Below are 26111 nucleotides of genomic sequence, written 5' to 3'. Positions count from 1 at the left end.
GGTCTGACAGTGAGCACTTTCGAAGACAACCAGTATTTGACCTTCAAGATCGGAGAGGAAACTTTCGGAATAGGGCTTCTGAACGTAAAAGAGATCTTAGAATACACTCATGTGACTACTGTTCCAATGATGCCCTCTTTTATTCCGGGGGTAATCAATCTAAGAGGAAATGTAGTCCCAGTTTTGGATGTATGTGATAAGTTTTTCAGAAAAAAACATTCGCCGGACAAAAGAACCTGTATAGTGATCGTGGAAGTTCCTGAATCAATAAACGGAGCTAGGATGGATATAGGTCTTATCGTGGAGGCTGTATATGAAGTATTGAGTATACCTTCTTCTGAAATTGAACCTCCTCCTACATTTGGATCCAGGATACGCGTGGATTTTTTGGCAGGAATGGCAAGGCAAGCGAGTGGATTTATTCTATTACTAAACCTTCTCCGCTTGTTAACTGTAGAAGAATTGACCGCATTGGAGGAAACCAAAGAAGAAGCGGCTAACGCAGTCTCCGCGGGTTAAAAATGGAACCCGAGATAGTTAAGGACATTTTTCTCCAACCAGGAGGTTTTTATTGGGGAGAAAATGGTACAAGGATCCGCACACTCTTAGGTTCATGTGTCGCATTATGTTTTTGGCATCCTTATTCTAAGGTTGGAGGAATGGCTCATATCATGCTCCCTAAAAGACCTTCTAACGTTCCAGAACCTCATCCAAAATATGCAGATGATGCTTTAGAAAGTTTCCTAAAACAATTCCAAAAGCTGGGAGAAAGACCAGGCAGATTTGTTTGCAAAATATTTGGAGGAGCTTCTATGTTTTCTCCGGAAGAAGACAAATTAGAAGAAGTAAAAAAGATCGTCGAAATAGGCGAAAAAAATGTGGAGTCTGTCTTGGATTTGGTCCGTAAAGCAAATATAGATCTGACCGCTTCTAATACCGGGGGTAAATCCCACCGGAAAATATATTTTTCTCTTTGGGACGGGGAAGTTTATATGGAAAATCCTAAAAATTAATAAAACATGATATACGTATATATTATAGATGATTCCGCAGTAGTCCGATCCGTACTCAAACAAGTCCTTGAAATGAATTCTGATATAAAAGTGATTGGATCTTCTCCTGATCCTGTGTTTGCTTTAGAGAAATTAGGAAAGTCAGAAAGATGGCCTGACGTAATCGTTCTGGATATTGAAATGCCAAGGATGGATGGGATCAGTTTTTTAAAAAAGATCATGCATACCCACCCTACTCCTGTGTTGATCTGTTCTTCTCTTGCAGAAGAATCTTCTGAGACAGCATGGGTTGCTTTGAAAGAAGGCGCAGTCGGAATTGTGACCAAACCTAAAATTGGTCTAAAAGATTTTTTAGAAGATTCTGCTGTTTATTTGGGAGAATGTATTCGTTCAGCATCCATTTCCAAACTGAAACATCAAATTTCAGCTCCTTCTCCCAAAACGAATGGTCTTGATTTTACAAAAATTGCAACGACTGATAGGATCGTAGCAATTGGAACTTCGACAGGTGGAACAATAGCATTAGAGGATATTCTGACTTCTCTTCCTGCAAATAGCCCCGGAATTGTGATCGTACAACATATGCCTGAAAAATTTACGGAGGCATTTGCAAATCGTTTAGATAAGATCTGCAAAATTACTGTAAGAGAAGCAAAAGACGGAGATCGGATACAAGAAGGGACCGCTCTTATCGCTCCAGGAAATAGACATATGGAAGTAGTTGGAAGTGGAGCTCAATTTATAGTCAGGATATCAGATGGACCACTCGTAAATCGTCATAGGCCCTCTGTGGATGTATTATTCCATTCAGTCGCAAAACATGTAGGACGTAACGCAAAAGCATTTTTACTTACAGGTATGGGATCAGATGGTGCCGCTGGACTATTAGAAATTAGGCAAGCAGGCGGAAGAACAATTGCACAAGATGAAGCAAGTTCTGTTGTATTTGGAATGCCAAGAGAAGCGATAGAAAGAGGAGCTGCGGAAAAGATACTTTCCTTAGGAGATGTTCCTTCCGAGATTCTCGCCGGTTAATACCTAGGCGAGAATCTTAGAGGTTTGAAACTTTATAGAAGTGAAAAAGTCACCTTATTCTTTCTATCTTGGATCTCTTCCGGAGTTTCGATCTTAACGACCTCGTCTGGAACGATCTTAAAGATAGTCTGACCTTTTTGGATGATCTTTCCATCACTGTCTTTCAATACTACATTCTTGATAGTTCCAGAGAATGGAGCGGTGATCTTATTGAACATTTTCATTACTTCTACGATAAACAGAGGTTGGCCCGCTTTGAAGTGTTCACCTTCATTCACCATTGCTGGAAGATCAGGAGCTTCCTTAGAGTAGAACATTCCACCCATTGGAGAAACGATCTCATCCGAACTTGCCTTAGGAGCAGGTGCCAAAAATTTAATGAATGCGTCTCTTGTATCTGCCTTCTTAAATTCTTCAGGGATTACTGGTTCTAAGTTCTCATCCACGCCAAGTTTATAGAAACCTGATTTGTTTCCAAGGTTCGGAATGATTTTAAGTAATTCCAATCCGATTTGGAATCCCTTGTGAGAAGAGATAGCATTTGCCCAAACAGATGCGTCAACACCGGCAGGAGCTTTTCCCGCAAATACGGAATCCCAATCTGCAGAATCAGCTTTTTTGCCGGTTAGTTTTTCTAGTTCTTTATAAAATGCTAATGCAGATTGTAAAACTTGTTGGTCATGATCCCAAATCTGTTCAGAAGGAGATTGATGTAATTCACCTTCCATATGCAGATAATAGTAAAGGTCAGAAAGAATATAGATTGGATTTCGGACCCAAACCACTTGATCTTTTTCAATTTTCCAGGAAACATTCTCATGATACCCTAAAAATCCTGCTAAAACATGAGCGTCTGCAAGTAGTTCGGCAAGAGGTCTTGTGATCAGGGTAAGTTTGCGAGATAGAACCTTCTTCCCTTCTGCTGGAGCATTAGAAAGAACTTTTGTCCAAGCAACCTCTAAATCAATATCCTTGCCTAGGCTCTCGAGAGCGCCCACCGCAGCAAGATAAGAGATCATAAAAGCTGTAGAAGGTTTGAATAAAGGATCTTTTCCTAAGATCCAATGGATTAGACCATAATGAACAAGTAAGTTGGTCTGTAGATCCTGACCTCTAAGCTCGGTCTTTCTAAGAATATTTCCAAGTTTACGAAGGTTGTCTTCTCTACTAGTTCCGTAGGTGATCAAAAGTGCGATGTTTGAATCGTAAGCACCAGCTACTTTATAATGTACGAATAAACCAGTATCAGGATTTCTAACGGAAATTCCTTGGTCATCTCTGATCTCTTCCGGTAAAGGTTTGGACCAATTTAAGATGACACCACCGGCATGAGGTTGGATCGCCTTATTGGTCGCGTTGATACGAACTTCTGCACCAGAAATATTTCTAACTACACGTTCTGGCTTAGGCAGTCTTTTTCCGTGAAGAGCAATAAGTGCCATAGCCTCGATCAAGCTGTCTACGATAAAGAATTCAGATTTGTTTTCAGGATTAGTGAACTTCAAAGAGTAAACCATTTCTGTAACTCTATGTTCTACTTGGATCCTGGTATTCATCTCCATGAAGAAGTGATTGGTCCCTTCTACAATCAACTCGAAGGTGGAAACACTATTTAAAGAGACTGCTTCTCCGAATCTTTCGGATTGCTCTTCCATTTCTTTGAGGACTTGAAGGTCTGCCTTCATGATCTCTGCTTTTTTAGGAGATGTTTTTTCTAGAATAGCGATTTCGTTTTGTAGAAGTTCCTGAGTAAGAGAGATCTCAAGAAGTTTTTGCTCGTGCATCTGAACCGAACAGTCCCTTCCACCTAAAGCCAAACACCATTCTCCGTTACCGATCAACTGGATCTCGTTGTGTCTGGTCTTTTCGATATTTAATTCTATCAAAAAGTTTCTGTTAGAACCCGGAGCAGTTACTTTAGATTCTGATAATATTTCTTGTACTGCAGTTTTTACTTCTTCCGGTTTGGAAACTACCCTTTGGCCTTTTCCACCACCACCGCCTACGTATTTAAAACGAATACGGTTGCTTGGATATTTTTTCCAGATTTCAGCAGTTTCAATTTCTGCCTGAGCTTGCAATTCAGGAATAGTTACTAATTCTACGATTTTCTCGTAACCAGCATATAATAATGCCTCTGCATTTTCTTCAATAGAAATGGAAGAATCGTAAGTGTAGTTTAGTCCCTTTTCTTTCGCAAGTGCAACTAACGCTTTTTCGTCTTTTGCTTTTTTAAGAAGGCAAGTTGCTGATATTGTGTCCACACCTGGAGTTACGGAAACATTCAGTTTACGTGCGAGTTTTTTTGCCTCGTCCTTAGATCCTGCTTGGTGAGCTACATGGGAAGAAGGTCCCATAAAGGTAATTCCGCTTTCTTCGATTGCCTCGATGAACTCGGAATCTTCTGCCATAAATCCGTAACCGGCAAAGATATGAGTGTATCCATTATCTTTTGCGATTTGGATGATTTGTTTGATCCTTGCAGCTTTTTCTTCTGCACCTGCTCCCATATAATCAGGAACTCTGTGGATATTAGAAGGGAATCTAAAATCTCTAAGTTCCGGAGCGAGTGCCATTGGATAAACAACTGAATCTTTTTCTGAAAGTAAGATACCGTATTCTCTGATCCCGATCTGGTCGAAAATTTCCATTGCCTCTTTTCGAACTGGTCCTCGGCAAACGATCAAACATTTGATCGTCTCTAAGGAGAAAGAATGGATCCAAGGAGAAGTAGATTCGCGAAATGTAATGCGCCGATTTTGGTAGTCGATCATCTGAGTTTACTCGAATTCCCTTTGAGGTCCGGACATTGGTCCAGGTTTGTAGTGTCGGATTAAATAATCTAAATTTTTGAATAGGATGTTTCTGGTGGTTCCCGGAAGAACAATCCTGGAAACAGAACCTAAAGACAATGCTTCCTTAGGATTCATGAGTTCTTTCTCATATTTCTGAGAGAGAACTTGAAGTTTTTTGTCCCTGGCTGCTGCAGCATCTTTTTCAGATGCACCATTCTTCAGATTTTCCTTATATTCTTTTTGGATAGCAGTGATTTCGTCTTTGTAAACGTAATCCTTACCTGCAGGTCCCATTACCGCAATCCTTGCAGTAGGAAGTGCAAATACCATGTCCGCACCAGTATGGTAAGAGTTAAAACTTGCGTAAGCTCCACCGAATGCGTTTCTGATGATAAGGGTTAATCTTGGAGTGCGGATATCGATGATCGAATCTAAAAGTTTTCTTCCTTCTAAAACGATACCGTTTTGTTCCTGCTCTTTTCCAGGTAAGAAACCAGTAGTATCTTCTAAGAATACTAAAGGAATATTATACACGTTACAGAAACGGATAAATCTTGTACCTTTTCTTGCCGCACCGATATCTATCTGACCGGAAGAAACTGCAGAGTTATTCGCAACAAATCCCACCACATGTCCACCCAATCTACCGAATGCAGTAACCAGGTTTCTGGATCTTTGAGGTTGGATCTCGAAATACTGACCATGATCACAAATATTCTGAATATATAATGTGATATCAAATGGCGTATTCATCCCTGTAGGAGAATTGAATGTTTTTTTGAATAAGATCTCTTCTTCGTAGATAAATCTATCAGTAGGATCTGAAGTTGGATGGAAAGGTGCTGCACTTGAACTATTATCAGGAAGATAGGATAGAAGTCTGAGTGCTGTTCTTAAAGCTCCTAACTCGTCATTAGTTACTAAGTCAACTACACCGCTTTGTCCGTGGACTTTTGGTCCTCCCAGATCATCAGCGCTAATATCCTCACCTAAAACTGATTTAACAACTCCAGGCCCGGTCAATCCGAAGAATGTATTCTCCGGTTGGATCATAAAGGAACCTTGTCTCGGAAGATAAGCTCCACCACCCGCGTTAAATCCAAACATTAACATCAAGCTTGGAACTACACCGCTGATTTTTCTGAGCGCGGTGAATGCTTCGGAGTATCCGTCCAGACCACCAACCCCAGCAGGAACATATGCACCTGCAGAGTCGTTCATACCGATCAGAGGAATACCATGTTCCCCTGCCATATAGATAAGTCTTGCGAGTTTGTTTCCGTTCGTAGCATCCATGGACCCCGCTCTAAGAGTGAAGTCATGTCCGTAGATTGCTACGTCCCTTCCGTTAATATTTAAAATACCTGTTATTAAGGAAGCCCCATCTAAATTTTTTCCCCAGTTTTGGTAGAGAATATTAGGTTCTGAATTAGTAAGGACTTTGATCCTTTCCCAAACAGTCATTCTTCCTTTAGAATGTTGTACTAGGATCCTATCCGTTCCTCCACCTTGTAGAGGTTTCTCCAATAACTCTTTGCCCATTGCATTGGCATCGTCGTAAATACTGGAAACGGGTTGGGATTCCGATGGATCAGAAGATTGAAACGGATTATTTATAGAGTACGCTTGTTCCGACATACGGTACACAGTTTTTAGAGAAAGGCCAGGGAGGAAAGCTAAAAACCGCGGTTTAAGTAAAAGGATTTATTGGAGGCTAGAATCTACAGTATCATAGATCTTAAAAAGGGAATCCATATCTATGATCTCGAAAACCTTACGAACTGCTGGGCGTAAAGCTGCAAGTTTGAGTTGGATCTCTCTTTCCTTACAAACTCTTAAAGAACCAACTATAACTCTTAAACCTGCAGAAGAAACGAACTCTACGTTGGACATATCTAAGACGATATTAGGCTCGGTAGCTTTACGGATATGATCCATGAACGCCTGTTCGACCCTATGGGTATTATGAACATCCATATTCCCTATAAGATGGATCACTCTAGAATTCCCTTTTATTTCTACCGTCAGTTCCATTTTGCCCTCGTAGTCAGCGGAAAAATTTCTGGAGGGTGAGTATGTTTCTTCCCTCTTCCATTTTATAATCTACCACGTCCATTAATGTCTCTATTAGGTACACACCGAATCCGCCTTTTCTTTTTCCGGTGAGGTTTTCCTCTATGGACGGGTCTTTCACATTCGTTCTGTCGAAACCTTTTCCGGAATCGGTCAGCACGATCGTGATAGAATCTTCAGTGAACCGAATTTTACAATCGAATTTCGGATTTCTGAGCAGAGTATCTTTATAGCCGTGCATTACAATATTTGTAGCCGCCTCGTCCCCCGCCAAAAGAATATCGTCCCTCAGAAAATCAGGCAGATTTCTGACTTTGATCGCATCATATATAAATTCTCTGAAGATAGGAATTTGACCGGTATTTGCATCAAAAGTCCTGAAAAATTGGAAATCGTTATTGTACTTCAATAGAAGCACAGTGAAATCATCGAATGGTTCTTTTCCTGAGGAGAAGGCGCGAATGGTGGCGTAGAGTTCTTCCACAATTTTTCTAGCAGGAAGATGTCTTCTGGATTTGATCTCTTCTATCATTCTTTCCAGACCAAACTCATTTCCTTGGGCGTCTTTTTCTTCTACCGCGCCGTCAGTATAGAGAACAAAAATATCTCCAGGTTTAACTGTAAAATTTCCACCCTTGTATTTTGCAGTCGGGATTACACCAAGTGGAGGCCCCTGGCCTTTTAATAATTCGTAAGAGCCATCTTCTTTGATCCAAACTTGGTCGTTATGCCCTGCGGACGCATATTCAATTGTGAACAAGGAGGGATTATAATGTATGAAGAATGCAGTTACAAACATTCCGAAATGGGAATCTTCGAAAATTAACTCATTTCCTTGTCTTAAAATTTCTTCAGGACTTAGATCATGATTTCTAGCAAGAGTTCTAATGATAGAAGAGCTCATCGCCATAAATAGAGCCGCAGGCAAACTTTTTCCGGAAACATCTGCGATCAAAAATGAATACTGACCGTCGCTGTACTGGTAATAATCATAAAAATCTCCGGATACATCTTTAGCCGGCACAGATAGAATTCCCAGATCAAAATTGGAATGAAATACTTTTTCGGAAGGAAGGATATTCTGTTGGATCTTCCTAGTAATTTCCATTTCTTGTTGGATCGCTTTTTTCTCCAACATCTCCGTTCTAAGACGGAAAGCTTCAAATCCCTTTGTAAATTGGGAAGCCATTGTTTGCAATAATCGGAAGTCCGAATCCTGATAAGAAAGTTTATCCTTTCTATCCGCAACAGTCAAGGCCCCGTAAGGCTCCCCACTGGATAAGAATAATGGAACAATAATATAAGAACCTTTTAAATATCTTCTGTCCAACTCATGGGCGAACGGTTGGTCTAAAATATCTCTTTTTAAGACTGGGAGACCTTCTATTACACTGGATATAACCTGAGTTCCTGAAATTTCATCTTCTGAAAATCTATCTATCTTTTCAGATTTTCCGTCATAATAAGCGCAGTTTATATAATTCTCTTTAGAAAGGCTGTATAAGAAGATACCAGCAACACTTGCATCCAACTCTCTAATGATGAGCCGGATCGACTTTCTGACTAGACCCAATCTATTTGTAGAAAGACTAACTGCTTGTGATAAATCAAATAAGGACTCTAATTCAGAAACTTTCTTGCGAAGATCCTTGTTCGCATTCTCTAAGTTTTGAAGAAGTCCTGTCTTTTGGATCGCTAACGCGGAAGTTCCAGAAAAGCTTAAAAAAAGTTCTAGATCTTCTCCAGTAAACTTTTCTCTATCTACTGTGTTGATCGCTTCAATTACACCAATTACTTCGTCGTTTGCAACGAGTGGTGCAGCCATAATATTTCGTGTTGTGAATTGAGAAGCCTTATCCACTTCTTTATAAACCCGATCATCATTTTGAGCGTCATTGATGATCATTGGTTTACGTTCTCTAACTACAAGACCTGCCACACCCTTTCCAACAGGAACCTGCATCTTAGTGACTGCCTCACTTTTTTCGCCAAGTACCGTGTGAAAGTATAGATATTCTTTGGATTCATCTAAAAGGAGAACGCTACATGCTTCCGTTCTAAATACAGTCTTAGAAGAAAGCATGATCGCTTCTAAAAGCTGAGAAAGATCTAAGGAAGAATTGATTAGACCGGAAACCCTGATTACTTCAGTGAGTAAGAAGTCAAAACGTTCTGATTGTCTTTTTGCTTGCGCGGCTTCTAGGACCAATTGAGTGGTAGCAAGCAAGGAAAGAGTGACGAGAGACGCATCTCCAGATACATGAGATTCTTTTAATAATCTTCCTACTGTTTTACATGTAGTACGAAGAAGTTCAAAATCAGTTTTAGAAAAACGATCTGCAGTTGTTTTACCCTGTAAAACTAAAACTGCGTAACTTGCGCGATTTGCTTTTAGACTGGAGTCAAGATCATCTACTTTTAACCGAACCACTAAAAGCGGATAACTGCTAGGTGATTTTGCCCAAGGAGGTGTTTTGCCTTTTTCTAAAAGTAGATCTTTTCCTGATTGAGAGAATGCCCAATGTGCAGCTTCGATGAGTTCTCTTTCATTACGACCGGAGATTTGTCGTATATTAGAAGACTCTGTTGTAGAAAATATTCCACCTAAGTCAGCGTGAGTGAGTGCGATTGCCTCTCTCAAAAAACTATCAAAGATAGAGGAGACCCCCAAACCTTCTTCTAAAAAGAAGGAACCGTCACTTCGACTTCTGAGTAGGGTCTCCTGTTTTTTTATCTGGGTCAAGGTCGGAAAATTAGGATTGGAATTTAAGGGATTCTTCCCTCAGTCTTTTATTAGCGTGCTCAAGTTCTTTGATACGATTCATTGCGGAAATCAATTCATCTCTAGATAAGTTAGTCACTACTGAAGTTGCATCGAAAGCTTCTTTAACATCTTTTAATTCTTGTCCGGAATATTGAATGATAGTTTCGTACATACGAATGATCTCATCCGCGTTTTCCAACTCTTGCTCGTTCAATCTCAAAACTTTTTCATAACCTTTGATGATATCGTTTTGGATTTTTATTTTTTTCTGTAGCTCCTCGACGGAATCGCTCATCCGATTGCTCCTAAAATAATATATATTGACAGTGCGCCCAACGAGACCATATTGGAATCAGAGGGGATGTAGCTCAGTTGGGAGAGCATTTGAATGGCATTCAAAAGGTCGGGGGTTCGATTCCCCTCGTCTCCACACACCAACGCCGAACCTAATAGATAGTTTCCATTCATAATCACTGTCAAGACTAATGCGAGAGAATCATTGGACTTTTACAAGCCGGGGAAATCCCAAAAAAGACGAAGTGCTTTGGCTTCGGGACCCCTTACATTCTTTTGACAGGTCCTTCACCCCAGAACTTTCTTCCGATTATTATCTTACTGTGGCAGAAGGTCCTGAGAAATTTTCAGGATTTTCAAATGAAGATATTTTGGATTTTCTGAGGAAGAGAAAGAAGAAACAAATTCTAATTGCGGAAGGATTTTCCGCGAGATTGATATGGCCACTTCTCACCCAACCTAACGACAAAATACTTTTAGCATTTCTGATTTTCCCCAATCCTTTGCCAGTATCTGGATACTCTGCTTCCATTTTAGAAAAAACGGATTGGTTTTTGAGAAATTTGACCCAGATCCCTAAGTTCTTTTTGGACCCATTTGGTTTAGAAAAGCTTTGGAACGGATTGGAAAAAGAAGATCTATATTCCCAAAAGGCGAAATGCCCTATAGGTTTACTTCTCCCTAGGACCGTCGGTCCTTTGGAAACCCAGGCGGAAATATTACAGAACATTTCTGTCGGAACTTCGGTATTTAGATGGGAAGCTCAAAATCCAAGATTTTCAGAACCGACCACTGGAATGCTGTCTAAAATCCTAGAACCATTCTTAAAATCTGGTGGGCAAAAACCGGTGAAGGATAGCTCTAGGACAAGGTTCTGAAAAATGTCAGTGCGTAAAATTCTCAAAATCGGCGATCCCCTCCTAAGAAAAACCAGCGATGATGTTCATCCCGACGAGCTGGGAACCAAAGAGTTCAAAAAATTGATCCGGGATATGTTCGATACAATGAGACATGCAGACGGCGTGGGCCTTGCTGCTCCTCAGATCGGTATCATGAAGAAGATCGTGGTAGTAGGTTCCGACCCGGAAGATGATAGTCCATCTAGAGTTCCGGAAAGGATACTTATTAATCCAGAGATCAAACCAATTACTGATTCAGTAGACGGTAACTGGGAAGGTTGTCTTTCCGTTCCGGGTATGAGGGGTTTTGTAGAAAGACCTAATAAGATCCAAATGAAATGGATGGATGAAAAAGGAAACTCTCACGAAGAAACAATCGAGGGATATTCCGCAATCGTATACCAACATGAATGTGATCACTTGCACGGAGTTTTGTACGTAGATAGATTAAAGAGTACAAAAATGTTCGGGTTCAATGATTCCATGGAATTAAGCGGTCCTATCCTGGACTAAAAAACTTCTCCCCTAACCCATTAAGCAGAATACCCCTATGAAAAGTATCATCGAATATTTCCTCTCGAAAAGTATCTTCGTAAACCTACTCACTGTTCTGATCATTCTTGCCGGAAGTTTTCTTGCAGTTAAGATGAACAGAGAAGCATTCCCAAATATCAACTTCGATATAGTTTCTATCTCTACTTTATATCTGGGTGCTTCTCCCCAAGAGGTAGAAAAGTTAGTCACTAACCCACTTGAAAAGGCGATCAAAGAAGTGGATGGGATCAAAGAATATAGATCCGCTTCTATCGAAGGTAGATCCGGGATCGTAATCACATTAGATCCTGATACGAAGGATACCCAAAAGGTGGTGGATGATATCAAATCTGCCATAGACCGGGTAGAAGATCTTCCAGAAGAAGTAGAAGATCCAATTGTAACGGAGATCACAACTGCAAGAACTCCAGTAATCGAAGTTTCAATCACATTAAAAGAAGATGATGGATCAGTCGAAGCAGAGAAAAAATTACGCGCACAAGCAAAAATAGTAGAACAGGCACTTTTAGATATTTCAGGAGTGGCCAAGGTTTCTCGTAGAGGTTGGAGAGAAACCGAAATGCAAGTGGATATTCTACCGAATAGTCTATTCGGTTTTTATCTGACTGGCCAGGATGTAATAGGCGCATTAAGAAATCGTAACGTAAACGTTCCAGGTGGGAATGTAACAGGTATAGATAAGGAGATTATCCTTAGGACAATCGGAGAATTCGACACCCCTGAAGAAATTTCCAAAGTACATGTTAGAGGAAACGAGATCGGAAATGCAATCCGTATCCAAGATGTTGCGAGAGTTACCGAGGGTTTAAGAGAAGCTGATTATATAGAGAATGTAAATGGAACTAAAACTGTAGCTCTAACTGTTCTAAAAAGACAGAGTGCAGATGCGATCAAAGTAGTAGACAGTGTAAAATCTACTGTAGAAAAATTCCGCCAAGGTTCTCCGGAATTCCAATACGCATTCGTAAATGATCTTTCTAAATATATCAGACGCAGATTAAACGTTTTAATCTCAAATGCTGCATTCGGAATGATCTTAGTAACCGGATCTCTATTCTTCTTTTTAGGATGGAGAGTGGCTCTTATGACCGCTCTCGGGATCCCCGTATCTTTTGGGGCTACATTCTTCATAATGGATCAGTTCGGGTTGACCTTAAACCTGATCTCGATGTTTGGACTCGTCTTGGTCGTAGGTATCCTTGTGGATGATGCTATCATTATATGCGAGAACGTATATAGATATATCGAAGAGGGACTTCCTCCTTATGAGGCCACTTTAAAGGGAACCTTAGAAGTGGTTTCTCCAGTTACCGCAACTGTTACTACAACAATCGCAGCGTTTGCTCCTCTTCTATTCATGCCAGGAATTTTCGGTAAGTTTGTATTTAGTATTCCACTTGTTGTAATTATCGCTCTCTGCGCATCTCTTGCAGAAGCATTTTTTATTCTTCCAAACCACTTGTACGATATTAATAAAGGTGGAGTAAAGGCAGGAGAGATCAAAGAAGAATCTGGATGGTTTTCTAAATTTAGAAATACTAAATATGTTCCTGCACTCCGATTTGCGTTAAACAATCCATGGAAAATGACAGGCGGAATTGTTGCCTTATTGATCGTAAGTTTTATCATCCAGATATTATTTTCTAAATTCAAATTATTCCCAGGTTCAGTAGACCAATTTTATGTAAAGGTGACTGCAAAAACCGGTGCAAGTTTGAATGAGACCTATCGTTATTTAGAAGTGATTGAAAAGGAGATCGCAAAAGTTCCTCAGGAAGATCTAGAGAATTATGCAACTCGTGTAGGAATTATCCAAGCAAATCCGAATGATCCTTTTACTAAAAGAGGGAAACATTACGGAATGGTAATGGCTTATTTGACCGCGGAAGAAAACCGTAAAAAATGCCATAAAACTGACGATATCATCCAAAAACTTAGAAGGAAAACTCTTTGGTTACTCAATGAAACTTCTCGCAAGATAGAAGAGGAGAAGATCCAAAAAGAAGCAGAAGAAACTAAAAACCCTTGTGATATTCCTGAACCTACAGTAATCCCAGAAGAATTTGAATCTCTTAGAGGAAAACTGATCGCTCTAGAATACGAAAAAGTTTCTGGAGGACCTCCTGTAGGAAAACCTGTGGCGATTGAGATCAGAGGAGATAATTATGATACTCTTCTCAAAATTGCAGCTGAATACAAGACAGTGCTCGGAAAAGTAAAAGGAGTCACTGATATTGCCGACGACTTCAATGAAGGTAAAGACGAAGTCAGAATCAAAGTCAGCGAATCACTTGCTTCCACTGCTGGAGTTTCAGTATTCAGAGTTGCACAAGCGATCAATACTGCGTTCCAAGGAACTGTTGCAACCAAGATCAAAAGAACCGACGAAGAAGTAGAAGTAAAAGTCCGCTTTCCTGAATCATACAGAAAATCTGTGGATAGTTTGAATCAAGTGTATGTTTCAAATTCTATCGGAAAGATGATCCCAGTTTCTCGATTGGTAACGATGCAAAAACTTCCAGGTGTTTCCAATATCAATCATTTGGATGGAAAACGTTTACTTACTGTTACGGCAAACTTAGCTGGCGGAAAACAAGCCAACTCCAGAGAAGCAAATGCCTCTGCTAAATTATTAGCGGAACAAGAAAAAATCATAGATAAGTATCCAGGCTATATTGTTCGCTTCGGTGGAGAGAATAAAGATACAGAGGAGTCTATGGGTTCTTTAGGATTTCTATTCTTGATGGCACTTCTCATCATGTATATCATCATCGCATCCCAATTTGGATCTTTGATGCAACCTCTTGTTATCGGAAGCGCAATCCCCTTCTCCTTTATTGGAGTGATCTTAGCATTCGTAAGTCATGGAGAATCTTTTGGATTCTTAGCTATGCTTGGAATTGTTGGTCTTGCGGGAGTTGTAGTAAACGACTCAATTGTACTTGTAGACTTTGCGAATACCCTTCGTAGAGAAAATCCAAATAAGAACATTAAGGAAATCTTAATAGATACTGGAAACTTAAGACTAAGAGCTGTGACCTTAACTACTGTAACCACAGTGCTTGGACTTTTACCTACCGCATACGGTATCGGAGGTTACGATCCATTTTTAGTTCCGATGGCATTGGCTTTTGGTTGGGGGCTCGCATTTGCAAGTATTATCACTCTTCTAATGGTGCCTGTATTCTACCTTCACCTTTATAATTTCCAGAATTGGTTTAATGGATTATTGGAAAGGATCTTTGGTAAAAAGCAGGTAGTAAAACCGGTGTATTTCCCAAGTCCTGAATTTGCGAGTGAGCCTGAACCTGTCTTAACAAATAATAAAGGTAAAAAGAAGAAGTAAGAACTAAACGAAGAGCGGGGTCAATCCTGCTTTTCGTTTAATACTTCCGGAACAGTTGTAAATTTATAACCTTTGTTTAACATCGCCTGGATAAAATCAGGAAGAATATAGATCAATTTTTCAGATTGCCTAGGCGAACCCAAGTGCATCAAGATGATTGCACCATTCATTCCATTTTTGTCAGCAGCTTCCCAACGATATAAAAAATCCAACATCTCTTCTTTTGTTTTATAATGAGGATTTTGAACTAGTTTTGTTTTTCCAGTAGCAGTATCTTTTTTAGTGATGTATTTCTTATAAACGAAGTCAGGAACATCTAAAGAACCTACTGTATTATTGCTCCAAAAAATATGGTTTTCATAACCTTGGGTGGCATATACATCTAAGATGATCTGGTCTACTGCTCCATAAGGCAATCTATAATATTTAGTAAGAGTAAGCCCAGTAATTGTCTTAAATTTATCTTCTACAGAAGTTAATTCTTCTAAAAGAAGATTAAAATCTGGGATCTCATCAGCCACATAACTTAGAAGTGCTCTTTTTCTTAGAGAAGGCTCTTTCAAACTTCTAGGTAAATTAAAATGGCTCCATGTATGATTTCCAAAAACTACCCTTCCATCTAATGCTGCTAATTTTTTGAGATAAACTAAATTGGTTTTGGAGAATAAAGATCCACCTTTTTTAGCAGGATTTTCATTAGAAACGAATAGGGTAACCTTGATCGGGAACCTCATCATAAATTCATAAAGTATTTGAAGGTCTTCTCCGGTTCCTAAATCGAATGTAAGAGAGATTTCCTTAAAATTCGGATTTCCTCTGCTTATGTTTTTGCCGGTACCGGGTTTAGGAATGATAGCTTGCAGGGAGTTTAAGTTTTTATTAACCTCTTCACTTAGATCGCCGTCGGGAACGTCATCCAAGATCGAAGACTTAAAACGAAGTACTTCTTCTTCTCTTTGTTGTTCTTCTAATCTTAAACTTGTAATGTCTTCTGAAAGAACTGAGATGACTTCATTTTGTTTTTGGACTGTGTTTTGGAGAGAATCTAGCCTTCTTGCTAAAGCAAAAATAGTGGTGATACTTAAGATCAGGAAAAAGAATACGGAGGAACCGATCCGGATCTGACGAAATTTTTTTTCCAGGACTTCGGATTCTACTTCGTTGTCCTGGATTTCCTTAATCGTCTTAGAAAGTACTGTAGATTCTTCTTCGCTGAGCATGTTCTGATTTCGGTCAACTGACCAGACGGATGAATTTTCCTTTTTTGCCTTGGCGAATCAAGTATTCTGCGTTTTTAGTTACAGTAAATTTTTCATCCGAAAGTTTCTCTTCGTCGACATAAATCCCCCCGGACTTGATCAACCTTCTCGCTTCAGAGGCAGATGGAACGAATCCCAGTTTGGCGAGGACCCAGATCAGCTGTGGAGTTTCAGATTCTTGGAAAAATTCAGGACCTAATTTTGTTTCCGGAATATTCTCCGGGATGGCTCTTGCTTTTGGATTATGGACCTTATTCCATTCTTCGATTGCTTCTGAATTAGCATTCGAGGAAGAGAACTGGTCCATTATTAATTTTGCAAGTTCCGTTTTGACTTCTTTAGGATGTAATTCCCCTGATTGGATACCTTTTTTGCGATCAGAAACGGATTCCATAGGAAGATCAGTCAATAATTCGAAATAATTCCACATCAATTCGTCTGAGATGGACATTAGTTTTCCGAACATGTCTATTGGTTCTTCTGTAATCCCCACGTAATTTCCGAGGGATTTGGACATTTTTTTGACCCCGTCCAAACCAACCAAAAGAGGCAGTGTGATCACACATTGTGCCTCTTTTCCGTATTCTCTCTGTAATTCTCTTCCTACGAGAAGATTGAATTTTTGGTCTGTTCCACCGAGTTCTACATCTGCTTCCATTTCTACAGAGTCGTAACCTTGTACAAGTGGATAGAGGAACTCAATCAGAGAGATTGGTTGTCCGCCTTTATATCTTTTGCTGAAATCATCTCTTTCTAAAATTTGGGCGACGCTGTATTTAGAAGTAAGCACCAGAACATCTTCAAAATTCATCCCGGAACACCAGCGGGAATTATATACAATCTTGGTCTTCTCCTTATCTAAAACCTTGAAAACTTGGCTTTGATAGGTTTCTGAATTTTTGAGAACTTCTTCTTTAGAGAGTCTTTTTCTGGTTTCTGATTTGCCCGTAGGATCGCCGATCATCGCAGTAAAATCTCCCAGAAGGAAATTCACCTCGTGACCCAGGTCCTGGAAATGTCTCAATTTTCTGAGTAAAACGAAATGCCCCAGGTGAAGGTCTGGAGCTGTCGGGTCGAAACCGGCTTTGATTTTTAAGGACTTTTTTTTGGTAAGTTTGGAGGTAAGTTCCTCTTCGCTGATCAGGTCGACAATCCCGCGTCGTATCAATTCGATTTGTTTTTTAGGTTCCATTTGGCTCTTTTATTGCAATTTCACCCACCGAAATCAGCCTGTAAAGCAGGAAGACCTTGTACATGCAAAAACACGATCGCAAAAGCCGGTTTGAAAAATTAAAAGAAGAACAATTCGACCTCTTGATTTTGGGGGGTGGAGCCACTGGAGCCGGAGCTGCCCTGGACGCGAGCCTCCGTGGACTAAAAGTTGCACTTTTAGAAAAATCAGATTTTGCTTCTGGAACTTCTTCACGTTCCACAAAACTAATACATGGAGGGGTTCGTTATCTCGCCCAATTCCATTTCAAACTAATTCACGAGGCACTCACAGAAAGACAAAGACTTTTGGACAATGCGCCTCACCTGGTCAAACCACTTCCATTCATTCTTCCCACATACAAACTATACGAAAAACCGTATTACAGTATCGGAATGACTATGTACGATATTCTCGCATGGAAAGGAAATCTACCTTCTCACAAAAGAGTTTCCAAAGAAGAAGTAGAAAAAGATTTTCCTGCTCTCCAGACCAAGGGATTAACAGGCGGGATTTTATATTACGATTCTCAATTCAATGACGCAAGACTGAACGTAAATTTAGCTCGTGCCGCTTCTAAAGAAGGCGCTCTAGTACTGAACCAAACTGAACTTCTATCTTTCCAGAAGAAGGACGGCAAAATTACCGGTGGAAAAGTAAAGGACCTCTTAAGTGGAGAAACCTATAATGTAAAAGCGAAAGTTGTAGTGAACGCAACCGGACCTTGGGTGGACGATATTCGTTTAAAGGACGATCCAAGAACCTACCGTGTACTTTCTCCGAGCCAAGGAATTCATTTAGTTTTCAAAAAAGAAACCATTCCTTGTAATACTGCACTCATCATTCCTAAAACAAAAGACGGGCGAGTTGTATTTATCATTCCTTGGGAAGACCATATAATCTTAGGAACCACAGATACTCCGATCCACGAAGTAAGCCAAGATCCACTTCCATTAGAATCAGAAGTGGAGTTCCTACTACAAACAGGTTCTGATTATTTAGCAAAACCGCTTCAAAGAAAAGAAATCATCTCAGTATTCTCAGGGATCAGACCTCTCATCTCACCAGAAGGGAACCAAGATACAAAAAGTATTTCCAGAGAAGAAGTGATCTTAGTCTCTTCTTCCGGACTCATCACTATGGGAGGAGGAAAATGGTCTACTTACAGAAAAATGTCTGAGGACCTGATCGATAGAGTTTTGAAAGAAGGCGGATTAGAAGACTTCGGAACAAGCAGAACTGCAAAATACGCATTCCCGGGAAAAGTAGGATATTCCGAAAACTTATACAAAGAGATCCAGAAAATGTATAAGGTAAGTGAAACTTCTGCAAAACGTCTCCAAAACTTTTATGGCGGAGAAGTTTTCATCATCCTAGGCAAAAAACCAACTCCTCTCTTTAAAGGTGTGGAATATTTCCAAGAAGAAGTGGAATGGTTCGCAAAAGAAGAATTCGCACTCACAGTCACTGACGTCCTTGCGAGAAGATTCAGAATACAATTCTTAGATCTGAAACTTTCAGCAAAATTAGCAACACCAGTCTCTAAAATTTTGGCTAAACAATTAGGTTGGAAAGAGGCTTTTAGGAAGGAAAAAGAAGCAGAAGCATTAGAGTTAATCGAATCTCTGCGTTCTACTTACGACGGTAAATAAGACACAGAGTTTAAAAGAGACACAGCGTTGTCTCACACAGAGGCACGGAGACGCAGAGGATTTATTTTAATTAAATCACTCCGTGACTTTGTGTCTCTGTGCGCAAAAACCTCTGAGGCTTTTTTCCGCTCTGTGTCTCTTAATCGATATAGTCTCTCAGTTTTTTAGATCGAGAAGGGTGACGTAGTCTTCGAAGTGCTTTTGCTTCGATCTGACGGATCCTTTCCCTGGTTACCTTAAATTGATAACCAACCTCTTCCAAGGTTTGAGGATAACCATCATCCAGACCGAAACGCATACGAATTACTTTCTGTTCCCTTGCAGGAAGAGTATGTAAAACTTGTCTGATCTGTTCTGCAAGAATGCTCGAAGCTGCAGAGTTCACTGGAGATTCTACATCCTTATCCTCGATAAAGTCTCCGAGTTCAGAATCTTCTTCGGAACCAACCGGGATCTCTAAAGAGATTGGCTCTCTTGCAACGTTTTTAACTGCTTTTACTTTTTGAACAGGCCAGCCTAAACGTTCTGCAATTTCTTCATTGGAAGGATCTCTACCAAATTCTTGAACAAACAAACGAGTTTCACGAATTACCTTATTCACTTGTTCAATCATGTGAACTGGAACTCGGATCGTTCTTGCTTGGTCTGAAATGGCACGGGTGATTGCCTGACGGATCCACCAAGTCGCATAAGTGGAGAATTTATATCCTTTCTTATACTCGAATTTGTCTACAGCCTTGATAAGGCCAATATTCCCTTCTTGGATCAAATCGAAGAAATGCATTCCTCGGTTTGCATAACGTTTTGCGATTGAAACCACAAGTCTTAGGTTTGCTTTTACAAGTTCCTTTTTGGCTTGAGCGATCTCTCTCTCACCTTTGATGATCTTTTCGCCCCAGTCCTTGATCTCTTGGACAGAAGAACCAGCTTCCTGTTCCATGCGGCGAAGTTTACGCTCATTATTACGAATATCTTTGATGACTTCGCGAACCTCGTCTATAGAGACTCCCATCATCTTTTCAATATCTTCTAACTTTTCATTCTTCTCGATGAAACGGTTAAATGCTTTGATATCTTTAACGTCGTAACCGTATTGAGCTTTGATCTTTAAGAAGTGACGATCAATCTCCTTGATCCTGAAGACCATAGATTTGATCTTTTGGGAAATTTTCTGGATCTCTTTTTGAGAAACTCCAAGTTCCCTAACAGCGGTATCAATGATACCTTTAGAAATATCAATTTTCTCTTTGAACTCTTTGAACTTTTTAGAGTTCTCAGAATATTTGCGGATCCTGGATTGAGCTTCTTGTAAAACTTTTTCCTGTTCTTGGATGACAGAGATGTTTTTGAAAAAAAGTTCTTCTAACTTTTTAGCTTCTTCCGCGTTCATCGCGTACATCTTGTCTACTCTAACAAGATCATACACCTTAGTCTTTTTACTACGGATCTTAGGAAGAAGTTTGATGAAGTTCGCTCTAAGGATAGAAGAACCTAAAATGGTTTCCTCTATGATCTTCTCGCCCTTCTCAATTTTTTTAGCGAGGAATACTTCCGTTTCTCCTGAGATCAAATTTACCTTTCCGATCTCTTTTAGGTAAAGACGGATTGGGTCTTCTGAACCACCTGCAGAAGAAGCAGTTTCTTTCTTTTTGCGTGCTGGTTTGACCGGAAGAGCCGGATCATCTTTAGGCAGGATAGAAGTAGCCGGCTCCAAAGATTTCCTAGTATATTCTTCTACGATCTCTATTCCCATCTCATGAAGAAGAGTGAATACATCATCAATCTTCTCTGAGTTTAAGATCTTATCCGGAAGTATCTCATTGATCTCGTCGTAGGAAATTTCGCTATTTGCTTTTCCTATCGCGATGATCTTCTGCACTTCCGGCATGCTCTGTAGATTTTCCATTCTGCGGTCCCCTATCTATCTTACGCCCGAGTTTTCATTACGGATGAATTCCAATAATTTAGATTTCTCGGTCTTATAATATGCCAGTTTAGTAAAATGTTCGGGATCATCCATTGGTGAGCCCGAATCCAACTCTTCCATTCTCTTATCGATCACGAAAAGTTTCTGTTGATTTAGTAATCCTTTAAACACCTTCACGGAATCTTCAGGACTCATATCCGCTTCTGAGATCAGAAAAGGAGCTATGGATTCCTTAAATTCGTTTGGGATCTCTGAAGAAATAACAGACGCGGGAGAAACTTCTTCCTCGCTTGCGTATCTCGTATATATAAAGTCCCATAAAAACGCACTTTTAGAGTCTAAGAATTCCAACCCGGATAATTCTTCGGAAAAACGGAATAAATGATTAGCCTTAACGAGTAAGGCTATGACCTCTCTTTCGCATTTTTCCGCAGGATTCGGGCCTGATACACGTTTGGCGGATTTATCCTTACTATTATCGGACCCTGGAGAGGCAAACTTGGCTCCTCCACCCTTATAATCTCGTAAAACTGCATCCATACTGATCCCGAGCCTTCTCGCCCCGAGACCTAAGAAAAACTCCTTATCGGAGTCCCTATTGAATCCTTTCAGGAATTGGTAAAGATTATCCAATGCCCTTCTCTTCTTTTCAGGAAGAGCTCGAGAATCCGCCTTATCCAAAAGTTCTTCTACGACAAAGGAAGAAGCAGGGATTTGGTTTTCCAAAAGTTTATGCAATTCTTGGCGATTCAATTCTTTAGAAAGATCGAAAGGATCCTTTCCTTCCGGCAATAATATAACAAAACAATCCAGGCCCTCCTTAAGGCAAAGTTCCGCTGCATGAAGTGCACCCTTTCTACCCGCAGAGTCTCCGTCCAAAACCAGAAGGAATTTGTCCGAGAATTTTTTCATGGTCCGGATATGATTTTCAGTCACAGCCGTTCCCATACACGCGACTGTATTTTCCAAGCCCTTATCTACGAGACCGATCACATCCAAATATCCCTCCACTAAAATTGAGGTTCTGGATTTCTGGATGGATTCTTTTGCCTGGTGAAGATGATAAAATGTTCTTCCTTTATCAAATATGGAAGAAGCTGGACTGTTCACATATTTAGACTCTTTTCCTGGGCCTAAAATTCTTCCTGAAAATGCGATTACTCTGCCAGAAAGATCAAAAACTGGGAACATGATCCGGTCTCTGAAAAAATCATAAGGTTCTTTTCCTTTTTCAGATTCGCGGATAAGGCCCACTTCTAGAGCAGCCTTGATTTCTTCTTTAGTATTAAAAACTTTTCCGGTTAAATGATTAAATCCACCTGGAGCATAGCCAAGTTGGAAAGATTTTTGGATCTCATCTCCAAGATCTCTGGAATTCAAATATTCTCTTGCTGCAAGCCCCTGTGGTCCTCGCAGATTTTCTTGAAAGAAAAGTAGAGCCTTCTTATTTACTTTGTATAAAGTTTCCGTTCTTTCTATTTCTTCTTTTGCTTTTTCCTGGATTGGAATTCCTGAATACTCAGAAAGAATTTCTTTCGCTCTTTGGAAATCTACTCTTTCGTAACTCATTACGAATTGGAATAGATCTCCGGATGCTTTACACCCAAAACAATGATAGAATTGTTTATCTATTGAAACGTTAAAAGAAGGAGATTTTTCTTGGTGGAATGGACATAGGCCCACCATATTTCTCCCTCTTTTTTGTAAGGGTACAAATCGACTGATAAAACTTTCGATGGGAACTTCCCTACGAATACGGTCGATAAATTCCCTTTGGAACTGCAAGGTAACCCGCTTAGGAAAGTTTAGATTTTACGATCGCAGAAACCTTTGATCCGTCTATGTTCGCGCCTTTAAACTCTGCCATAACTTTTCCCATAACCTTTCCTATGTCTTTGGGCCCGGAAGCTCCGAGTTCTATGACGAATTTTTCTACAGCGGCAACGATTTGATCTTCAGGCACATCAGGTGGAAGATATGATTTTAAAACTTCAGCTTCACCTTTTTCTTTATCCGCGAGATCATTACGATTTGCTTTTTCGTACATCTGAATTGCATCAGTACGTTTTACATAGCTCCGTTTTATCAAAACGATGACTTGTTCATCGCTCAATTCCTGGGCTCCGTTTTTCGTAAGCTCGTATTGGATGTCAGCCTTGAGTAGGCGTAAAGTGGAGAGAAGAGGCTCCTGTTTTGCTTTCATGGCCTCTTTCAGGTCGGTATTAATTTTTAATTGCAGGGACATGCCCGTTCCCCTATCTCTTAGGAACCTAAGACCGGGGATTAACCGCGGTCTTTACGGGAGAAGAGACGTTTTTTCTTTTCTAATTTGCGTTTTGCGGATTCTAAAGCCTTTTTCTTTTTGATGCTAGGCTTTTCGTAGAATTCACGTCTTTTGATCTCGCTCATGATTCCGGCGTTAGCGCAATCTCTCTTAAAACGTTTGAGAGCGGATTCGATGGACTCGCCTTCCTTTACAATGATTCCTACCATTCGGTGGAGTTCTCCTGTTTGGATTGTTTTAGGACCGGATAAACAATATCGCAAAAAAACGATACCGACCACTGCAAATTGCAAAGGTCCGGAGTCTGGGGACAAAGTACCCCGTATTTACTAATTTCTGTTGACTGGGTTGGAAGTCAAGGTCATTTGGCCGATTTTCTGGCCTGAAACCTATAAAACCCCAAAATGACCTTATATGGCCAAAATGGAGGTCCAGTTATACCCGTATAAACCAAGTATGACTCCAAGTCCAACTCCGTAAACCAAATGTCCGAAGACGTGAGCAGCAGCAACACTGATCCCCGCCTCTCTAAACTGTTCTAAAGGGTGATTTCTGGCTACGAGTACCACTAAAAGGAATCCTACCAAATATCCGTGGAAGAATCCCACTGCCCCTCCTGTTACAATAGAAGCGATCAAAATATGAGGAGCCAGGCTGATCAGGAATGCATACGGAAATGCAAATAGTACCCCAACTATAACATGAGTGATTATCCCTGGAATTAGGGCCTTACTCATATCCTTTGTGAAAAAACTTCCTACGGCTCGGATCATATCTGCATTTACAGATCCTGCGTAATGAATGGACCACATGGAAAGGGACATACAAATGGTTCCGACAAAACCGGCCACGAAGATCAATCCTATTGCTTCCATAATTCCTCCGCTCGCGGGGAAGAATTGTAGTCTAGAAAATTAGGTCAGACAAGAACTAAAGATTGATTTAAGCAGCAAAAAAATCCGCTTTTTGGATGGAGGAAATTTCAATTTCGGCTTCGATTCCGAAATCGCCGTTTTTGATGACCACGTCACCTTTCATTTTTCTGTTTTTATCTAGCTCAATTACGGTTCCGTCTTTTAGAGTGAGGATGATATCAATTCCCCTGTAGCTAATATAACGTTCCAGGGTTGCCTTAAATTGTTTCGCTCTATCTTTCATCTTCTCCCCCACTACGTTTTGATTTACGGTACAACCGTTCATTTTCACGATAGAGTTTTTTTTTAGAAATGTGCTTTTAGAAGTTTTTCGTAAACCGGCTGGAAAGAATCCAGAGGTTCTGTGATCTCTAAAAAGCGGATCTCGTAATCTATGATCAGATGGTTTACTTGGAAAATCACTTCGTCGAATCTACTTTTTACAATATCCAATCTGCAATCAGGGCAAAAAGTTAAGAAGGACCTGGAATTCAAAACATATAATTTATCGTACGGGCGAAGATGGGCTTGGATAACTGATTTTAATTCTTCTACAATTTCGCCTGATTTTTGTTCTCCAAGTAGTTTGAAATACTGGGAAAGATCCTGGAAATAAAAATGAGTCAGAACCATTTCAGTGCTGAGTGAATTTTTAACATCACGTAAGAACTGGTTTGTAAACTCTTCAAACACATCCGGGATAGGCTCTTTCTGATTCGCTGTTTCCATCTCTTTTAGAAATATCGACCGGATATCCCTCTAAAAACCAATTTTTTCAGGCTTGTCAACCTGCCCAGGAGCGATTTTATATCCGGTATAGCTTAAAAGCTAAAAGGAGAATAAGCCGTGAGCGCCCACCCTACCCAATTAATGAGTCTTTCCCAATATTTAATCGAGGAACAACTCAAACTTCCCCAAGCTACCGGGGATTTTACGGCACTCATGAGCCATCTCGTATACGCCGCAAAAATTGTTTCTAGAGAAGTTAGAAAAGCTGGTCTTTTAGAAAATATTTTAGGGGCAACAGACCAAACGAATGTCCAGGGCGAAACAGTTATGAAACTGGATGAATACGCGGACAAAATTTTCACTCATACACTTACTCGTTGTGGCCACTTATGTGTAATGGGAAGTGAAGAACAGGAAGATGTTATTACAATCCCAACAGGTTATAAGATCGGAAAATATACGATCGCTATAGATCCTCTGGATGGTTCTTCTAATATTGATGCAAACGTTTCTATCGGTACTATTTTTTCAGTCCATTTAAGAACTTCTCCACAAGGAACTCCAGGAACCAAAGAAGATCTTTTACAAAAAGGATCTAAACAAAGAGCTGCAGGATATATCGTTTACGGATCTTCTACCATGCTTGTTCTTTGTGTTGGAAAAGGTGTCTCTGGTTTTACATTAGATCCATCTTGCGGAGAATTTATTCTATCTCACCCAGAAATGAAAATGCCTGAGTCTGGCGGGATATATTCTATCAACGAAGGTAATTATGATTATTGGTCGGATGAAGTCAAAAATTATATCCGAAATATCAAATCTATCGAAGGCGGACGTAAACCTCAATCTCTACGTTATATTGGCTCTCTTGTTGCAGACTTCCATAGAAACCTACTGAAAGGTGGGATCTTCCTATATCCAAACGATACTAAATCTTCTAAATATCCTAAGGGAAAACTTAGACTTTTATATGAAGTTGCACCTATGGCTTTGATTGCAGAACAAGCTGGTGGAATGGCAGTTACTGTTGAAGGTAAAAGGATCCTGGATCTGGAACCAGAAGAACTACATGAAAGAACCACATTCGTAGTTGGTTCCAAAAAAGAAGTGGAGCATTTCTTAACCTTTATAAAATAATAATATACTTTCGCGGATCTTCCTTGTCTGCTTTGCAGGCAGAAGGTCCGCTTTTACTTAACCTTCTTCTTTTTTAACTCATCTTCTACTTCAAATTTCCCTTAAAATTGGCCAGAAAAATAAGCGCTTAATTTTTACTTATATTTCCGGCCTTCTCTTACTTTATATAAAGAAGACTTACATTCCGTTCTGCATTCTTCTTATATATTATGTTTTAATAATAAA

22 protein-coding genes and 1 tRNA gene are annotated in these 26111 nt (G+C 40.0%); 9 read left to right on the top strand and 14 right to left on the bottom strand.

What is annotated here, in order from left to right:
- Positions 1 to 9 precede the first annotated feature (9 nt).
- The 3 genes from CH362_RS09870 to CH362_RS09860 are packed head-to-tail and all read left to right on the top strand — an operon-like array spanning position 10 to position 2048.
- A complete protein-coding gene (locus CH362_RS09870) occupies positions 10 to 519 on the top strand; it encodes a chemotaxis protein CheW (RefSeq protein WP_100710173.1) in 510 nt (169 codons plus the stop codon).
- A gap of 2 nt (positions 520 to 521) precedes the next feature.
- On the top strand, positions 522 to 1013 hold the full coding sequence (locus CH362_RS09865; protein WP_100710172.1) for a chemotaxis protein CheD: 492 nt from the start codon (positions 522 to 524) through the stop codon (positions 1011 to 1013).
- Between the two features lie 6 nt (positions 1014 to 1019).
- Complete coding sequence (locus tag CH362_RS09860) at positions 1020 to 2048, top strand: protein-glutamate methylesterase/protein-glutamine glutaminase (protein ID WP_100710171.1); 1029 nt, start codon at positions 1020 to 1022, stop codon at positions 2046 to 2048.
- Between the two features lie 32 nt (positions 2049 to 2080).
- Here the strand turns inward: CH362_RS09860 and CH362_RS09855 are convergent, their stop codons facing one another.
- The 5 genes from CH362_RS09855 to CH362_RS09835 form a co-directional block, all read right to left on the bottom strand.
- Positions 2081 to 4822, bottom strand: coding sequence for an ATP-binding protein (locus CH362_RS09855; RefSeq protein WP_100710170.1), 2742 nt, complete (start codon positions 4820 to 4822; stop codon positions 2081 to 2083).
- Between the two features lie 6 nt (positions 4823 to 4828).
- Positions 4829 to 6481 (bottom strand): acyl-CoA carboxylase subunit beta, encoded by a 1653-nt coding sequence (locus tag CH362_RS09850; RefSeq protein WP_100710169.1) that lies wholly within the window; start codon positions 6479 to 6481, stop codon positions 4829 to 4831.
- A gap of 66 nt (positions 6482 to 6547) precedes the next feature.
- Positions 6548 to 6877, bottom strand: coding sequence for an STAS domain-containing protein (locus CH362_RS09845; RefSeq protein WP_008596558.1), 330 nt, complete (start codon positions 6875 to 6877; stop codon positions 6548 to 6550).
- 13 nt (positions 6878 to 6890) lie between these two features.
- Positions 6891 to 9659: a SpoIIE family protein phosphatase gene (locus CH362_RS09840; RefSeq protein WP_100710168.1), complete on the bottom strand. Its 2769-nt coding sequence runs from the start codon at positions 9657 to 9659 to the stop codon at positions 6891 to 6893.
- A gap of 10 nt (positions 9660 to 9669) precedes the next feature.
- Positions 9670 to 9975, bottom strand: a complete 306-nt coding sequence (locus tag CH362_RS09835) for a hypothetical protein (protein WP_100710167.1) — start codon at positions 9973 to 9975, stop codon at positions 9670 to 9672.
- Between the two features lie 62 nt (positions 9976 to 10037).
- Between CH362_RS09835 and CH362_RS09830 the strand changes: the two genes are divergently transcribed.
- The 4 genes from CH362_RS09830 (at position 10038) to CH362_RS09815 (ending at position 14774) form a co-directional block, all read left to right on the top strand.
- Positions 10038 to 10110, top strand: a tRNA-Ala gene (locus CH362_RS09830).
- A gap of 55 nt (positions 10111 to 10165) precedes the next feature.
- The gene (locus tag CH362_RS09825) at positions 10166 to 10852 is read left to right on the top strand and encodes a hypothetical protein (protein ID WP_100710166.1); all 687 of its coding nucleotides are present in this window, start codon (positions 10166 to 10168) and stop codon (positions 10850 to 10852) included.
- A gap of 3 nt (positions 10853 to 10855) precedes the next feature.
- Positions 10856 to 11386: a peptide deformylase gene (def, locus tag CH362_RS09820; RefSeq protein ID WP_100710165.1), complete on the top strand. Its 531-nt coding sequence runs from the start codon at positions 10856 to 10858 to the stop codon at positions 11384 to 11386.
- Between the two features lie 37 nt (positions 11387 to 11423).
- Positions 11424 to 14774, top strand: a complete 3351-nt coding sequence (locus CH362_RS09815) for an efflux RND transporter permease subunit (RefSeq protein ID WP_100710164.1) — start codon at positions 11424 to 11426, stop codon at positions 14772 to 14774.
- Between the two features lie 20 nt (positions 14775 to 14794).
- Here the strand turns inward: CH362_RS09815 and CH362_RS09810 are convergent, their stop codons facing one another.
- Positions 14795 to 15994, bottom strand: coding sequence for a polysaccharide deacetylase family protein (locus tag CH362_RS09810; protein WP_100710163.1), 1200 nt, complete (start codon positions 15992 to 15994; stop codon positions 14795 to 14797).
- Between the two features lie 13 nt (positions 15995 to 16007).
- Entirely contained in the window at positions 16008 to 17225 is a 1218-nt protein-coding gene (gene tyrS, locus CH362_RS09805) for a tyrosine--tRNA ligase (RefSeq protein WP_100710162.1), read from the bottom strand.
- 62 nt (positions 17226 to 17287) lie between these two features.
- On the opposite strand from tyrS, the gene CH362_RS09800 reads away from it, so the two are divergent.
- Complete coding sequence (locus CH362_RS09800; RefSeq protein ID WP_100710161.1) at positions 17288 to 18895, top strand: glycerol-3-phosphate dehydrogenase/oxidase; 1608 nt, start codon at positions 17288 to 17290, stop codon at positions 18893 to 18895.
- Positions 18896 to 19034: 139 nt separating this feature from the next.
- Here the strand turns inward: CH362_RS09800 and rpoD are convergent, their stop codons facing one another.
- From rpoD to CH362_RS09765, 7 genes are all read right to left on the bottom strand, one after another.
- Positions 19035 to 20801, bottom strand: coding sequence for an RNA polymerase sigma factor RpoD (gene rpoD, locus CH362_RS09795; RefSeq protein ID WP_086448759.1), 1767 nt, complete (start codon positions 20799 to 20801; stop codon positions 19035 to 19037).
- Positions 20802 to 20816: 15 nt separating this feature from the next.
- Complete coding sequence (gene dnaG, locus CH362_RS09790; RefSeq protein ID WP_100710160.1) at positions 20817 to 22607, bottom strand: DNA primase; 1791 nt, start codon at positions 22605 to 22607, stop codon at positions 20817 to 20819.
- Between the two features lie 10 nt (positions 22608 to 22617).
- Positions 22618 to 23067 (bottom strand): GatB/YqeY domain-containing protein, encoded by a 450-nt coding sequence (locus CH362_RS09785; protein ID WP_100710159.1) that lies wholly within the window; start codon positions 23065 to 23067, stop codon positions 22618 to 22620.
- Between the two features lie 38 nt (positions 23068 to 23105).
- Complete coding sequence (gene rpsU, locus CH362_RS09780) at positions 23106 to 23315, bottom strand: 30S ribosomal protein S21 (protein ID WP_008591132.1); 210 nt, start codon at positions 23313 to 23315, stop codon at positions 23106 to 23108.
- Between the two features lie 201 nt (positions 23316 to 23516).
- Positions 23517 to 23981, bottom strand: a complete 465-nt coding sequence (locus tag CH362_RS09775; RefSeq protein WP_100710158.1) for a DUF6789 family protein — start codon at positions 23979 to 23981, stop codon at positions 23517 to 23519.
- Positions 23982 to 24048: 67 nt separating this feature from the next.
- The gene (locus tag CH362_RS09770; RefSeq protein ID WP_100710254.1) at positions 24049 to 24264 is read right to left on the bottom strand and encodes a hypothetical protein; all 216 of its coding nucleotides are present in this window, start codon (positions 24262 to 24264) and stop codon (positions 24049 to 24051) included.
- A 62-nt stretch (positions 24265 to 24326) separates the two neighbouring features.
- Positions 24327 to 24749 (bottom strand): hypothetical protein, encoded by a 423-nt coding sequence (locus tag CH362_RS09765; protein WP_100710157.1) that lies wholly within the window; start codon positions 24747 to 24749, stop codon positions 24327 to 24329.
- Positions 24750 to 24866: 117 nt separating this feature from the next.
- Here CH362_RS09765 and fbp point away from each other — a divergent pair, with 117 nt between their 5' ends.
- Complete coding sequence (gene fbp / locus CH362_RS09760; protein WP_100710156.1) at positions 24867 to 25886, top strand: class 1 fructose-bisphosphatase; 1020 nt, start codon at positions 24867 to 24869, stop codon at positions 25884 to 25886.
- The last annotated feature ends 225 nt before the right edge of the window (positions 25887 to 26111 follow it).

Origin of the sequence: Leptospira saintgironsiae (genome assembly GCF_002811765.1) — a bacterium.
GTDB lineage: Bacteria > Spirochaetota > Leptospiria > Leptospirales > Leptospiraceae > Leptospira_B > Leptospira_B saintgironsiae.
Note: the sequence above shows the minus strand (reverse complement) of the source record. Positions and strands in the feature narration are given on the sequence as shown.

Coding starts and splice junctions, on each gene's coding strand:
- CH362_RS09785 (WP_100710159.1), bottom strand. CDS start 23,067: ATGTCCCTGCAATTAAAAATTAATACCGACCTGAAAGAGGCCATGAAA.
- CH362_RS09860 (WP_100710171.1), top strand. CDS start 1,020: ATGATATACGTATATATTATAGATGATTCCGCAGTAGTCCGATCCGTA.
- CH362_RS09865 (WP_100710172.1), top strand. CDS start 522: ATGGAACCCGAGATAGTTAAGGACATTTTTCTCCAACCAGGAGGTTTT.
- CH362_RS09765 (WP_100710157.1), bottom strand. CDS start 24,749: ATGGAAACAGCGAATCAGAAAGAGCCTATCCCGGATGTGTTTGAAGAG.
- CH362_RS09835 (WP_100710167.1), bottom strand. CDS start 9,975: ATGAGCGATTCCGTCGAGGAGCTACAGAAAAAAATAAAAATCCAAAAC.
- CH362_RS09800 (WP_100710161.1), top strand. CDS start 17,288: ATGCAAAAACACGATCGCAAAAGCCGGTTTGAAAAATTAAAAGAAGAA.
- tyrS (WP_100710162.1), bottom strand. CDS start 17,225: ATGGAACCTAAAAAACAAATCGAATTGATACGACGCGGGATTGTCGAC.
- CH362_RS09815 (WP_100710164.1), top strand. CDS start 11,424: ATGAAAAGTATCATCGAATATTTCCTCTCGAAAAGTATCTTCGTAAAC.
- rpsU (WP_008591132.1), bottom strand. CDS start 23,315: ATGGTAGGAATCATTGTAAAGGAAGGCGAGTCCATCGAATCCGCTCTC.
- def (WP_100710165.1), top strand. CDS start 10,856: ATGTCAGTGCGTAAAATTCTCAAAATCGGCGATCCCCTCCTAAGAAAA.
- CH362_RS09825 (WP_100710166.1), top strand. CDS start 10,166: ATGCGAGAGAATCATTGGACTTTTACAAGCCGGGGAAATCCCAAAAAA.
- CH362_RS09810 (WP_100710163.1), bottom strand. CDS start 15,994: ATGCTCAGCGAAGAAGAATCTACAGTACTTTCTAAGACGATTAAGGAA.
- rpoD (WP_086448759.1), bottom strand. CDS start 20,801: ATGGAAAATCTACAGAGCATGCCGGAAGTGCAGAAGATCATCGCGATA.
- CH362_RS09775 (WP_100710158.1), bottom strand. CDS start 23,981: ATGGAAGCAATAGGATTGATCTTCGTGGCCGGTTTTGTCGGAACCATT.
- CH362_RS09850 (WP_100710169.1), bottom strand. CDS start 6,481: ATGTCGGAACAAGCGTACTCTATAAATAATCCGTTTCAATCTTCTGAT.
- CH362_RS09855 (WP_100710170.1), bottom strand. CDS start 4,822: ATGATCGACTACCAAAATCGGCGCATTACATTTCGCGAATCTACTTCT.
- CH362_RS09845 (WP_008596558.1), bottom strand. CDS start 6,877: ATGGAACTGACGGTAGAAATAAAAGGGAATTCTAGAGTGATCCATCTT.
- CH362_RS09770 (WP_100710254.1), bottom strand. CDS start 24,264: ATGAAAGATAGAGCGAAACAATTTAAGGCAACCCTGGAACGTTATATT.